This is a genomic window from Moorena sp. SIO3I6, from assembly GCF_010672095.1.
Genome location: NZ_JAAHHU010000032.1, coordinates 49,795 through 62,373, shown reverse-complemented (window position 1 = coordinate 62,373; position 12,579 = coordinate 49,795). Strand labels below are relative to the sequence as shown.

The window sequence follows — 12,579 nt, the reverse complement described above, 5'->3', positions numbered from 1 at the left end:
CAGAACTGATTGGGGCAGCAGTTCCAGAGCTTCAAAGCTATTTGGGATAGCTGGCGGTTTGATTTCCATGGTTCTACACTACTACTCATCCTTCCCTTTTTGTCAACCCCATCACCTGAATGCTTACACCGCAACTTCTGGAGAGATGGGGAGATTGGCAGATCGGGTATCAAAATTCAGAACTTACGAACTCAGCACTTATGAACTCAAGACTCTCAAAATCAGCACTTCCAAGCCGTCACAATAGTGATCGGATTGAGAGGATTAAACCGAGTGAGCTTGCCCACAGGTACCGACTTCGATAACTGCACCTGTAACCATTGATAATTCCAGTGATCCCCCCTAACCCCCCTTAATAAGGGGGGGAAGGAATTTGCTCTAATCCCGCGCTCGGAGGGGGGGAAACGTTTAGACTCAAACCAACTATAGGCTGTATTAATATGCTCTACAGTTGCTAACGCTAATACTAAAATACCATCGAGGTCTAAGCGAGTATCACAGTAATCCAAAATTGAGTGCAAATTACCACCACTACCGCCAATAAAAACCCGATTTGGTGTTGGTAAATTCTTCAAAACATCCGGTGCTGAACCATTAATTGAGGTAACATTAGTAACGCCTAAACGTTGACAATTTTGCTGAATCAAAGCACTCCCCATTGCTGTTTTTTCAATAGCAAACACCTGAGATGTTTTCGATAAACGAGCTATTTCAATGGAAACCGAACCTGTTCCTGCACCAATATCCCAAACCGTTTGCCCTGGTTTGAGGGCTAACTCTCCTAGTAACAGCAGCCTGATTTCTCGCTTGGTCATTAAACCAGGGCGATCGCTAAAACTAGTAAATGTCTGATCTGGTAATCCCAGTATCGGTAACGAGTCTGGATCTAGGGATTGGTCAACGGACTCAGCCTGACGTAGTAATACCACGACATTCAGGGGCGCAAAGCTCTGGTTCAATACTGCTTCGACACCAAGACATTGCACCCGTTCATCCATACCTCCCAAATTTTCACATACCCAGAACTGGTAGCAACTGGGTAAATCTAGCGCTAGCAATAATTTAGCGATCGCTTCAGGTGTATTGGTGCCATCCGTCAACACCGCAATCTTCTCAACCCCCTGCTTCAAGGCTGGGATTAGTTGTTCCATAGAACGGCCATGAGCACTGATTACCTTAGCATCTTGCCAAGGCACCTTAATCCGACTGAAGGCCAGCTGAATCGCACTGACATGGGGATGAAACCTCAGGCTTGAGGGGGGAAGTTGGCTTAGGAGCAATCGTCCTAAGCCAAAAAACAAGGGATCACCACTGACCAACACTACGATTAGGGTATCGTGATCCGCACCATCGAGCTGCTTACGAATTAATTCAATAGCGTCAGTAAAATTCCCCAATACCACTTGTGACCCTTGGTGGTTGGGAAAATACCCCAAATGGCGCTCACTTCCTACCAATAGCGTCGCTCGTTCCACTAGCTCCTTGACTTGATCAGTTAAGCTAGCTGCTCCGTCTAAACCAATGCCCACTACATGGATCGAGGTCATGGTTTTGCTGCTATTGCAAAGGGAACAGGGAACAGGGAACAGGGAACAGGGAGTAGGGAACAGGGAACAGGGAGTAGGGAACAAAAATTATCACAATTCATTTAGGATTGCTATATCTGATCTTTAATCTGTTTTCATAATAATAGGAATTAAGCTGGGAGTGTATTATAGCAACTGGCAAGACACCAAGGACAGAAAGAATACACAAAAGGGAGTTAATCGAAATTTACTCATCTCTTTTTTAGTTACCTTCGGGTCTTGTGGGCTTTTGGGATGTTTCATATCATGTTGAGATAAACAGTTATAAAAAAACATAGCTTCCTTCTGGTAGGTTATCTCCCTCCTCATCCCCTGTTCCCAGATCCGCTGTTCCCTGTTCCCTATTATTGAGTATTTATAACTGTTCAACCGAACATGATATTATTACTCACTCTCCCAAGCTAATACCATCAATCCATTCAAAATAGCTGCAGCCACTGGAGACCCTCCTTTAGCTCCTTCAACTCGAATCTGAGGGATGGATATCTTGGCCAAAGCAGCTTTCGACTCCAGCACTGAAACAAACCCAACGGTTGCGCCAATGACCAAAGCTGGTTTGACCTGAGAGTGGGACAACTGCTCACATAAAGCCAACAATGCCGTAGGGGCATTACCAATCACAAAAATAGCCCCTGGAAATTGCTCGAAACATCGGAGTAAACCAGTTTCCGTGCGCGTCTTTCCTGGCAGAGCGACTGGTGCCTGGTCTACTGCTACGATCAGGGGATTACCAAAGGTTTTTGCCACCATACTAGCTATCCCCTGTTTGACCATTCCTACATCTGTAACAATTGGTGTTCCCTGGCTCAGTGCAGAGATACCAGATGCGATCGCATTTTCACTAAACCGAAGCAGTTGGGTAAATTCAAAATCCGCCGTACTATGGATTACCCTCCGCACAATCCCATACTCAGCTGGATTAAACTGATGCTCCCCAATCTGTTGGTCAATAATGGCAAAACTTTGCTCCATAATCGGATGCATCGACAATGCTTTCATCTAAATCCCCACCCCATACTCTGCTCCAACTCAAACACTAAGCACGCGAAAGCACTCAAAACTCCAAAACTGGCCATTCTGGTTCCCGCAAGAAGCGCATCATATCGTCAAACTTCCTTAATTGAGCCTGCCGAATCGATAGTACACTCCCTTCTACTTCTAAGGCTTGGCCACTTAACTCGAATAGGATATTGCTAATGCGATCGCTATCCAACTCCTGGGGGATATCTCCGAAATATCCTAGAGTGATGTGAGCCGTAAAATGGTATTGCTGTTCAATACCTAGAGCCATTAAATCAGAATTTTGATAAATACACCGACGAAGCTGGGAAATGCGATTGTATGCCTGTTCATCCTGGGGTGCTAGACATACACCAATCGCCCTGGGCATCACCATTAAGCCCAATAGCTGCCAGCTAATAGGATTACCACCATTTGCTAAAGAGGTTTCCTGGCTGATACTGACAGACTTGTCAAAACTTGCCTGTATCGACTTAAGCAGTTGAGTTTCAAACTCTGGATTTTCAGCCGTGGCATCTCGGTAGGCATTTTCCCAAATCAAGTCAGCCAAGGTTAAATGAAAACTATCCGGGGGTATCGGTACCATTAAACCCGGGTCTAGTTGCTTGAGAAGCTCTTTTTGGAGCTGCTGCATGTTATCATAGAATGCTGAATTATTAGTCTCTTCCTCCCAAGGTGGTGTGATGACAGTGTAACCAGGAAAAGGGGCAGGCTCTCTGCTGCCATTAGGGAGACGTTTAAACTTGGGTGACTCTTGGATATTGAGTAACTGCGATTGATAAGTTGCGGTTAGGGTCAGCCGTGTGACCCGATTTAGATAAGTTTGATATGTATCGTCCAATTTTGCCCCCTTACGTGTTCTGATATGGGAATTTACCTCTATTGGGGAAAGGATGACTTTGCCATGGCTCAAGCCCTCGACAAGCTGCGTCAATCCCTAGTTGACCCCAACTGGGCTAGTTTTAACTATGACAAAATTTCCCCAGACCAACCAGATGCTGTAATTCAAGCCTTGAATCAAGTCATGACTCCTCCGTTTGGCATGGGTGGACGTCTAGTGTGGTTAGTCGATACAACCGTTTGCCAGCAATGTTCGGACAATTTACTGGCAGAATTAGAGCGTACTATACCAGTCATTCCTAAACACTCCGTTTTGTTACTAACTACCCCCCATCGACCAGATCCACGACTCAAGTCCACGAAATTACTGCAACAGTACGCCCAGATTCAGGAGTTTGCTCTGATTCCCCCCTGGAAGACCCAGCAGCTAGTGCATCGGGTCAAGTCGTACTCCGTTGAATTTGGAGTCAAACTAACCAATAGTGCTGCTGAACTCTTAGCCGAATCCGTTAGCAATGACACCCGACAGTTATTCAACGAACTGGAAAAATTACGACTCTACGCGCTGTATGACAGCCAACCGTTACAAGAAAGTACCGTTGCCACCCTGGTAGTGGCTAATACTCAAAATACCTTGCAACTGGCAGAGGCGATTCGGGCAGGGGATGGGGCAAAAGCCTTGGAGTTGTTGGCTGCCTTGATCAACCAGAATGAACCTCCTTTAAAGATTGTCGCTACCTTAATTACTCAGTTTCGTACCTGGTTGTGGGTGAAGTTGCTGGTCAGTGAGGGGGAAACTGATCCAAATGCGATCGCTAACACCGCCAATATCAATAACCCCAAACGAGTTTACTTCCTCAAACAAGACGTGGAGTTCCTTTCCCCCAAGCAACTTATCTCCACTCTGGGGGTGTTGCTGGAGTTAGACCTCAACCTCAAAACCGGAGCAGACCCCTTTTCAACATTACAAACTAAGGTGATACAACTTTGTGAAATCTTTAACAGTTCAAGAGTTTAGACCGGTCAGTGGCTTCACCCAGGCTAGCTTTAAGGTTGAAGGTTAAATTTTTTTTATACTCATGCTTCATATTTATCCTGTCTGCACTTCCCAATTCCCAGAATATCTTGCCTTCTGAGGAACTTATCCCCCATAAATTAATTCACATTAAACTAGCCGTTAGTGCTTTTGGTTATTGTTTGTTTTGCTCCTAATCTATCATGATGATCACTCCTAACTCTCTAAAACTTAGCTTGACCCAACTTTTCTCCCAATCTCTCCTTGTGGGAGGACTTACTGCTATTAGTTTGCTATCTGGATTTATCCCTGAGCTTTCTGAAGACTCTTATACCCTGGTTATTACAACTTCAGCCTATGCTCAAGATGTCACCTCTGAGATTAGTCCTAATGACGTCACTCAATATGCTGAAGTTCTATTACAAATAGAGCCTATTCGCGCATCTGCCTATGAAAAAATCACTACAATCCTAGGAGAGCCACCAGAAATTTTGTGCGATGACTCCGAGAGCATCAATAAGCTCCCCTCGACCGCCCAAGAGATTGCTAAAGATTACTGCCAACAGTCAGAGGGAATTGTCTCTAAGTATTTTCCCGAAGGAGGAAATAAACGCTTCAACGAAATTACTATTGAGATGCAAGATAATGAAAATTTACGGGAACAGATTCAAAGTGAATTAGTGCGTATTCAACAAGCAAAATTTGACGCTAGCTTTTAGCTAGATATAGCTCTAAGAATCAGCAACTTATTCCCTTGAAGCATAACTTCAACCATAACTTCAACCATAATTAAATGTTTTTGGTTAAAGCGTGGGGTGTGGGGTGTGGGGTGTGGGGTGTGGGGTGTGGGGTGTGGGGAGATAGGGAGATAGGGAGATAGGGAGATGGGGAGATGGGGAGATGGGGGAGATTTTGATTAAGGGTAATTATCCTGACATGATGTCAGAAGAGGGAAGTCGGAAGTGGGAAACAATCCTGTCTACCTCATAAGTATGGAAAACGCTATAGTTCCAAAAAAGGGGTCTTCCGTACTGAGTATGTTAATTTGTCATAAACTTGAGATAGTATTTAGCATAAAAACTAAATTTTTTAAATTTTAAAGCTTTACCAAATAAGGGTTGTAGTGGATTTAAATTAACAATTGTTGCTAACAGTGACCGAAGATTCCATGCATCGCTATTCCCTGATCCGAAGTTCCCGATTCCCGATTCCCCATTTCCGATTCCCCATTCCCGATTCCCTAAAATCCACAACTTGTGTACCTGACCGATTTGAGAAATGGTATAGTTATCAGAAAAAGAACCATAATAGCTAGCCACTAGCAATAGTAGAAAATAGGCTAATCCAGCTTTAGGCTAGCCAGTGCAGGTCGCTTATCTCCGAGAAAACGGCTAATGACCAAATTGATCTATCCCTTGGGATGGCTTGCCGGAATGATAGTGGTTTTGGTTGGATGTTCTTCCAGTCCAGACCCTGACCCCACGGCAGCTATCCCCACAGTAGCCTCAGATGCAGTAAAGAGTCAGGAATTGAAGAATTACGCCAAAGCTGTTCTGGCGATCGATCAATATCGTCAAGGTGTCTACGAGGATATTCAGGAATTAACCAAAGACAAGGACAAGATAGTTCCTGAGATTAACTGCACCCAAGTAAAAACCATAGCAGCTCTACGTCGAAATATCAGAGATCTGGCTGTAAACTACTGTAAGCGCTCGAAAACCATTGCTGAAAGTCATGACTTGACCATATCTCGATTTAATTCAATTACCGTTAGCGCCCAATCCGATCAGAAGTTACAACGGCGAATCCACAATGAACTAGTTCGCTTACAACAAAATTGATAATATGTCAAGCTTGTAGGGTGGGCAAAAGCGGTCAGCGGTTAGTGGTCAGCGGTCAGCGGTCAGCGGTCAGTAGTCAGTGGAAGGCCTTTGGCCACGCTACGCGAACAGCGGTCAGCTTCAAATAAACCTCATTTGGGATAATTTAATAGTTCGAGATGTTACATAATTGATGTTACATAATTGAAAGTTTGGGGATTTAACCATCATAAGCATTCAGCTTTTGAATAAAATCAGCTGAATGCTGATAGCTAATAGCTGATAGCTGAATGCTGATAGCTGATAGCTGATAGCTGATAGCTGATAACTGATAGCTGATAGCTGATAGCTGATAGCTGATAGCTGAATGCTGATAGCTTACCGTTGCCCACCCTACTTTAATTGCTATTTTAGTCAGAATTCAGCAATGATCAATTTCCAATGCTCACCTTTACCAAACGCCTCAGAGCTAATCAGAATACTAAAGTCGGCTTTACCCTCTCCTTGACAGCGGAAGAACGTACCCGAACTCGCCACCGCTTTGAAACACCGGATGGTGAAAATTTGTATTTGCGCTTGCCTAGGGGCAGTGTCTTGCAGGATGGGGATTTACTGGAAGCTGAAGATACAAAGGTGATGATCCGAATTGCTGCTAAACCAGAACCGGTACTCACTGTCACTTCCCAAAAACCGGTGAATTTGCTGCGAGCTGCTTATCATTTGGGTAATCGCCATGTCCCTTTAGAAGTAACGGCTAGCTATTTAAGGTTATCTCCTGACCCGGTTTTGCAAGGGATGTTAGAGCAGTTGGGGGTAGAGGTACACCAGGAAGTGGTACCGTTTCAACCAGAAATCGGTGCCTATGGACATTGACAAGTGTGAGGAGAACTGTTATAAAGAGGCACACCTAAGTGCGCCCTTGATCAATCCTTCGGAACAGAAGCCCGATGGTTAGCCTCTTGCCACAACTGATAGAGAAAAAACTCAACAGCATAGTTCATTGCTGTTACAAAAATTCCCTCTTCATCCTCTGGATCTGAGGTTAGCCAGGTGCCTTGTAGGCTGACTTCAACATATTCCGCATCACAAATCGATAATGCGATAGGCGTTGCCGCGCCAAAGGCGATCGCATCTGTTTTGTCTTGCCGCACAAACACCTCTAATTGCCTGAGGTGGGGCAAGTCAGCTGGTAGCAAAAATGAGGCAGTGCTGGGTTCGATATAGAAACTTGCACCCGCACGGAGCGAGACAAGGGTTCGTGTGGTTACCCATTCTTCTAGGGATTGAGCCAAACGCTCTAGATAAAAGCTATTTTCGGTATAAATCAGTTTCAGCATTACCTGTAACCTCCTCCTCTAACCGATTGATTTGCTGTTGACGCCAAAACTGTTCCGCAAAAGCAACAGCTGGATGCATGGGTGCTTTGGGCTGCCTGGGTAATTTCATTCCCGCTTGGTGGGGAGTGCGGTTGCCTTTAAGGCTATTACAACTCTCACATGCCGTAACGACGTTGTCCCAACTGTGTTTTCCGCCTTTTGACCGAGGAATGACATGGTCAAGGGTTAGCTTTTTGGTGCTGCCACAGTATTGGCACCGATGCTTGTCCCGTCTTAAGACCTCCCGCCGATTTACTGGAGGAACTCGCCAAGTTGGTTCGGTTTCGGTAAGTATCAAGCGGATATGGCTTGGTACCAAGATCACTACACTAGGGGAACGGACTTTGTAGCCCTTACCACCAAAGAAATCGATTGGTTCAGCTTTGCCGGTAACCAACAGAGCAATCGCTCGTTTGATATTGACTCGATTAATAGGTAAGTAGTTTTTGGAAAAAACCACTACCGATTGCTTTAACACCTCAGTTGTGCTTGTCACGGATTGACTCCTCATAAACCAAACCCCCGCTTCTGTTTGTCAGGAGCGGGGGCGTTTAAGATTTTTTAGGGTAGGCTGATTGCTATGTCAGTAGTGCTAGCGTTCGCCTATACCTCCCGCTGTGTCTATTTAGTTTCAGATTGATCTCTGGCCGACAATTGACTGGTTGTGAATCATGCCTTCTATACTCGACTGTTCTCTGTGCGATCGAGTCATATTTGCCCCTAAACAAAAGCTCCACCCATATTGCCCCGAATCCAGAACCGCCGAAGCAGTTGATATCTGAGCAATTGGTGGAGGAGGTTAAATGATGACTCATAGAAGATGAAATGTTTGAAGGCGAAATTTGTGAAAAACGATTTTCAAGCCGCTTTTTAAATACTACACTTGTATTACGGGAATGTCCAGATATTTGGAGGAAAAAATTAATGCCTACACTCACCCGTCAAAACTCAACCACTGATATGGAAGTTACCAGCATCCGTCTGGAGCGACAGTTGAAAGATAAACTCAAAGAACTTTCTGGCACTCAGGGCTATCAAGCTCTGATTCGAGATATTCTCTGGAACTATGTCCAGCACAAGTCCGGTGACTATCGACCTCAATTTTGTAAGTCTGATATCAGAGCCAGCATCCAAGCGATCGCTGAGCGCAAAGAGCGTTGTGTACTAACTGGCAAGTATATAGAACCCCAAGAGCCCATGTTATTAGGACTGACGATCAACGGAGAGATGCTTCCCCTCAGTATCGGTAGTCTGTCCGACTGTTAAGCATTTGCATCGATACAAGTGAAGAGACATGCGATCGCTGAAAGCGGGGCTGAGGCCTTTGGCCACGCTTCGCGAACGCCCATCGCATGTCTCTTCTCAATCCTTGACTAGGCACTCTTGTAGGTTAGTTAACGAGTTGGAACCTGTAAGGGTGGCACTTGCGGAAGCTCAAGTTTTGGTGCTTCTAGAACTGCTGGAGCTTCTGGTGTTGCTGGAATTTCTTCAGTTTCCATAGCTTCTGGGGTTTCTTCAGTTTCCATAGCTTCTGGGGCTTCTGGCATTTCTGGCATTTCTGGCGTTTTAGTAGCTACTTGGAGATATAAATCAGAACCCAGTGTTAGTGGTAAATCATTTTCCGGATCAATGATTATAGGATTTTGCTGCTCCGGTTGTTGATTAGAATCACCACCAGTTAAGACACCAGTCAAAATATTAACCGCAGCACCTTCTAATGTTTGTGTCTCCGTATCATCAGGCTTAGCATCAGTAACCAGTTTCGAGGTAGCATTGATGGTGTTATAGGATAATTCACCAATTTTAAGTTTTTGAGCTACAAACTGAGTACCAAGAAACTCAGAACCACTATACCGAGGTACTAATTGACCCTCAATCTCGCTGTCTTTTGGAATTAAGACTATTCCTTGATCATTTTTGATGTCCTCAGCTACTAACAGCGTCATATCAATAGTTTCACCACGCTCCACAGCCACCTTGTCTGATACTGTGTAGGCTACATTAATCATTGTGCCTTTGGAAACTTGATATTCCTTAGTTTCAAAGGAGTCATCCTTACTAGTCATTGACTCAGTGGACTCAGTGGAATCAGTTTTTTCAGTTGTCTCAGTTGATTCCATCAGGCTGTCGTCACCCACAGGTTTAGTCTCTCCCGTCAGCTGAGCAATATATTGAGAGGCTGGATGTTGACTAGACAGGGGAGCTAATACCTCTTGATTCACTAAAGCTTGATGAATAAAGGCTGCCACTTCAGCACGGGTAGCAGGTTGACCAAAATCGAGATAGGTTACATTCGGGTAGTTGACCACCATAGCCTTTTCGGTAGCAGCCGCAACGCTAACTTTGGCATAGTCAGGGATTCGGGATAGGTCTTCATAGGAAGAGAGAGTGTTCTTGACTGAAGTGCTAGAGTATAAACCCAAACCATTGGTCAATGACACCAATACTTGTCCCCGAGACAGTGGCGAAGATGGACGTAGTTGGCTATTAGATTTATCCTGCTCAGTTAGGTTACGACTTACCCAATACTCAGCCACTTCACGATCAAATGTTTTGGGCAAGGCTAAATTATTTTCGCTGAAAGCTTGGCTCACCATCGCAGAGAACTGAGCGTAAGTAACAGCTTGATCAGGTTTAAAGGTGCCATTGGCATATCCATTTACCAGGTTTTCTGCTGCCAACCCTTCAATGAATGGTTTTGCCCAATGACCTTGAATATCAATAAAGCTAGTTTGGTTTGGAACCGCAATTACCATCGGCGCAGTCACACCAGTTACTATTCCCAACAGCAACATGGCAGTGCTTGTGGAATTCCAAGTAGACGCACTAGACATAGAACACAACTCTCCTGATTTAGATAACTCTTCCAGATAGCTCAACTCCTTAGTTATCAGAGTTGATAGCCTCTCAAACACCATCCCCAGACGCACAGGTGACCTGAAAGTTCCCAGGTTTTCAAAAAAAGATCGGTAGAGGTAGGCGAGTCAGATCAAGTCCGGTTAATCAGTTACAAAAGGGAATCGGGAATCGGGAGTCGGGAGTCGGGAATCGGGAGTCGGGAATCGGGAGTCGGGAGTCGGGAATCGGGAGTCGGGGTAAGACGAAAATTTACTGTACCTCGTCAGTATGATAAACGCTATAAAAATGTTTCCTATCTCCCTATTTCCCCATCTCCCCATCTCCCCATCTCCCTACTCCCTGCTCCGAAGTCCCTACTCCCTAAAACCCAGGACTTTCACGCCTCACCTATTTGATAAATACTATAAAAATACTATAGTCATGACTTATCGCCCAACAGCATCCACTTTGTTAACGCACCCTACAAGATGGGCGATTGGCTTTGGCCTTTGGGCCACGCGGGGCGCGTTTGGCCACGCTACGGGATTTACCGTTCGCACAGCGTCGGGCTTTGCCCGAAAGGTCACGCTACGGGAACGCACTATGCAATACCATTATTTTATTCTCCATAATGAGTTTTGGCGCGGTGAATATAGATCAGGTTCTGCTCATTGTCAATTGTGTAAATAATTCTATCTTTATAACTTAAACGCATAGAAAAGAAACCAGCAAGATTGCCCACCAGCTTTTTACCAGCATAAGGATTTATACTGATCGTGTCCTGAATCATTGTTTTGAGTTTTTGCTTTAATTTTGGCGTAAGTTTGGCAACATCCTTTTTAGCCTCTTTAGTAAAACGAACTTCATAAACCATCAATCAATATCTCCCAAGACTTCATCTAGGGAGTAGGTTTCATTACTGTTTATTTGTTCAAGGGATCTTTGTAGGCTTTCCCTCATTCCAGGTATTGAAAGTAATTCTAAGGTTTCTTGTAAGCTTTCATAGTTTTTTCGAGAAATTAAAACAGCAGATCCATTAGAAATCTCTATTTCATAAACTTTGTTTTCTTCTGTAACTGATTCAACTAGGTTAATTAACTCTTTTTGGGCAGCAGTAACCGTCAGTTTTTCCATTTTTTTTATTTACTATTTTTGTTATTATAGCAGTTCTAAAGTCGCTGATTTACTCTGCCCTTGGGGGTGCATCATAACCTTCAACATTTAAGAATTAAGAATTAAGAATTAAGAATTAAGAATTCTACCTTCTGCCTTCTACATTCTTCTACATTCTTCTACATTCTACATTCTACATTCTACATTCTGCCTTCAACCTTCAACCTTCTAACCTTCAACATCCCAACCTTCAACATCCCAACCTTCAACATCCCAACCTTCAACATCCCAACCTTCAACATCCCAACCTTCAACCTTCTAACCTTCTAACCTTCTAACCTTCAACTAAAAAAAAGTAGCCGCAGAAATACCTTCCACGGCTAGGAAATTTTACTATGCCTGAACTTTGTACACCAACCCAGAAATAATCCAATCTGATTGACCAAAGGTCACCCTACGGGAACAGATTTGATTCTTGGGCTAGGGGGGGGACCCCCCCTAATAGTTAGTCTAATCTAGAATTATGTACTTCGTCATCGTCGTGATGAATTCCCCAGGAATTTCAGTGGGCTGAAGGGGGCTCCAGTCGTAAATTTGGGCATAACGCAGTGCAGAAAGGGTATACATGGTGTTGCTTATTGCCCGGCGGGAGCCCTTCAGAATATGCTGAACGGGGTATTTTTTTTGGGAAGGTTCCTGAGGAGTATTACTAGGAGTGATCTCTTCAGGATGGTTTTCTTGATTCGGGCGAAAGTTGTCAGGCATAGTTCAAAATTGGTTTTGAAGTTTATAATATAATCATAACGATTATATTGTTAAGTGTCAAGGGTTTTGATAATCTTTTTTTTGAGGGGTAATTGAAAGAAATTGTACGTTAAGGGAATGGGATATAGTTAAAAAAAAATGGAATAGGTAATAGGGATTGTATAGCAGTTTATAGCCTAATCAAGTACACAATATTTTTTCCCTGT

At 44.1% G+C, this 12,579-nt stretch carries 18 protein-coding genes; 8 read left to right on the top strand and 10 right to left on the bottom strand.

The genetic code is table 11. The features are described from left to right. A partial coding sequence (locus F6K49_RS12145; protein ID WP_293096901.1) for a hypothetical protein occupies positions 1–247 on the top strand: 247 nt, incomplete at its 5' end. Here the strand turns inward: F6K49_RS12145 and cbiE are convergent. From cbiE to F6K49_RS12130, 3 genes are all read right to left on the bottom strand, one after another. Further along, positions 222–1,547 (bottom strand): precorrin-6y C5,15-methyltransferase (decarboxylating) subunit CbiE, encoded by a 1,326-nt coding sequence (cbiE, locus tag F6K49_RS12140; RefSeq protein ID WP_293096898.1) that lies wholly within the window; start codon positions 1,545–1,547, stop codon positions 222–224. The genes F6K49_RS12145 and cbiE overlap by 26 nt on opposite strands. 423 nt (positions 1,548–1,970) lie before the next feature. Beyond that, a complete protein-coding gene (locus F6K49_RS12135) occupies positions 1,971–2,585 on the bottom strand; it encodes a cobalt-precorrin-8X methylmutase (protein ID WP_293023385.1) in 615 nt (204 codons plus the stop codon). 55 nt (positions 2,586–2,640) lie between these two features. Continuing rightward, positions 2,641–3,447 (bottom strand): DUF1868 domain-containing protein, encoded by an 807-nt coding sequence (locus tag F6K49_RS12130; RefSeq protein ID WP_293096895.1) that lies wholly within the window; start codon positions 3,445–3,447, stop codon positions 2,641–2,643. Positions 3,448–3,471: 24 nt separating this feature from the next. Here F6K49_RS12130 and holA point away from each other — a divergent pair, with 24 nt between their 5' ends. The 6 genes from holA (at position 3,472) to ureE (ending at position 7,154) form a co-directional block, all read left to right on the top strand. After that, positions 3,472–4,464: a DNA polymerase III subunit delta gene (gene holA, locus F6K49_RS12125; protein ID WP_293096892.1), complete on the top strand. Its 993-nt coding sequence runs from the start codon at positions 3,472–3,474 to the stop codon at positions 4,462–4,464. Between the two features lie 200 nt (positions 4,465–4,664). Then, on the top strand, positions 4,665–5,180 hold the full coding sequence (locus tag F6K49_RS12120) for a DUF4168 domain-containing protein (protein WP_293096889.1): 516 nt from the start codon (positions 4,665–4,667) through the stop codon (positions 5,178–5,180). Positions 5,181–5,605: 425 nt separating this feature from the next. After that, positions 5,606–5,776: a hypothetical protein gene (locus tag F6K49_RS12115; protein ID WP_293096886.1), complete on the top strand. Its 171-nt coding sequence runs from the start codon at positions 5,606–5,608 to the stop codon at positions 5,774–5,776. Between the two features lie 79 nt (positions 5,777–5,855). Continuing rightward, a complete protein-coding gene (locus F6K49_RS12110) occupies positions 5,856–6,302 on the top strand; it encodes a DUF4168 domain-containing protein (protein WP_293096883.1) in 447 nt (148 codons plus the stop codon). Continuing rightward, on the top strand, positions 6,299–6,430 hold the full coding sequence (locus F6K49_RS12105) for a hypothetical protein (RefSeq protein WP_293096880.1): 132 nt from the start codon (positions 6,299–6,301) through the stop codon (positions 6,428–6,430). Before F6K49_RS12110 ends, F6K49_RS12105 begins: the two co-directional genes overlap by 4 nt. Before the next feature lie 292 nt (positions 6,431–6,722). Next, positions 6,723–7,154 (top strand): urease accessory protein UreE, encoded by a 432-nt coding sequence (gene ureE / locus F6K49_RS12100; RefSeq protein WP_293096877.1) that lies wholly within the window; start codon positions 6,723–6,725, stop codon positions 7,152–7,154. Between the two features lie 50 nt (positions 7,155–7,204). On the opposite strand, the gene F6K49_RS12095 is transcribed toward ureE, so the two are convergent. After that, positions 7,205–7,618, bottom strand: coding sequence for an alr0857 family protein (locus F6K49_RS12095; protein ID WP_293096872.1), 414 nt, complete (start codon positions 7,616–7,618; stop codon positions 7,205–7,207). Next, positions 7,590–8,153, bottom strand: a complete 564-nt coding sequence (locus F6K49_RS12090) for an HNH endonuclease (protein WP_198954014.1) — start codon at positions 8,151–8,153, stop codon at positions 7,590–7,592. The genes F6K49_RS12095 and F6K49_RS12090 overlap by 29 nt, the downstream gene beginning before the upstream one ends. 428 nt (positions 8,154–8,581) lie before the next feature. Between F6K49_RS12090 and F6K49_RS12085 the strand changes: the two genes are divergently transcribed. Continuing rightward, complete coding sequence (locus F6K49_RS12085; protein WP_293023401.1) at positions 8,582–8,923, top strand: hypothetical protein; 342 nt, start codon at positions 8,582–8,584, stop codon at positions 8,921–8,923. 128 nt (positions 8,924–9,051) lie between these two features. Here the strand turns inward: F6K49_RS12085 and F6K49_RS12080 are convergent, their stop codons facing one another. The 5 genes from F6K49_RS12080 to F6K49_RS12060 all read right to left on the bottom strand — a co-directional run bounded on the left by F6K49_RS12080 (position 9,052) and on the right by F6K49_RS12060 (position 12,373). Then, a complete protein-coding gene (locus tag F6K49_RS12080) occupies positions 9,052–10,491 on the bottom strand; it encodes an S-layer homology domain-containing protein (protein ID WP_293096869.1) in 1,440 nt (479 codons plus the stop codon). Between the two features lie 165 nt (positions 10,492–10,656). After that, complete coding sequence (locus tag F6K49_RS12075; protein WP_293096865.1) at positions 10,657–10,836, bottom strand: hypothetical protein; 180 nt, start codon at positions 10,834–10,836, stop codon at positions 10,657–10,659. Between the two features lie 278 nt (positions 10,837–11,114). Beyond that, positions 11,115–11,369 carry a type II toxin-antitoxin system mRNA interferase toxin, RelE/StbE family gene (locus tag F6K49_RS12070; protein WP_293061918.1) on the bottom strand — a complete coding sequence of 85 codons (255 nt, stop codon included), beginning with the start codon at positions 11,367–11,369 and terminating at the stop codon, positions 11,115–11,117. After that, positions 11,369–11,629: a type II toxin-antitoxin system prevent-host-death family antitoxin gene (locus F6K49_RS12065; RefSeq protein WP_293023410.1), complete on the bottom strand. Its 261-nt coding sequence runs from the start codon at positions 11,627–11,629 to the stop codon at positions 11,369–11,371. Before F6K49_RS12065 ends, F6K49_RS12070 begins: the two co-directional genes overlap by 1 nt. Positions 11,630–12,118: 489 nt before the next feature. Beyond that, positions 12,119–12,373 (bottom strand): hypothetical protein, encoded by a 255-nt coding sequence (locus F6K49_RS12060; protein WP_293096863.1) that lies wholly within the window; start codon positions 12,371–12,373, stop codon positions 12,119–12,121. Positions 12,374–12,579 lie beyond the last annotated feature (206 nt).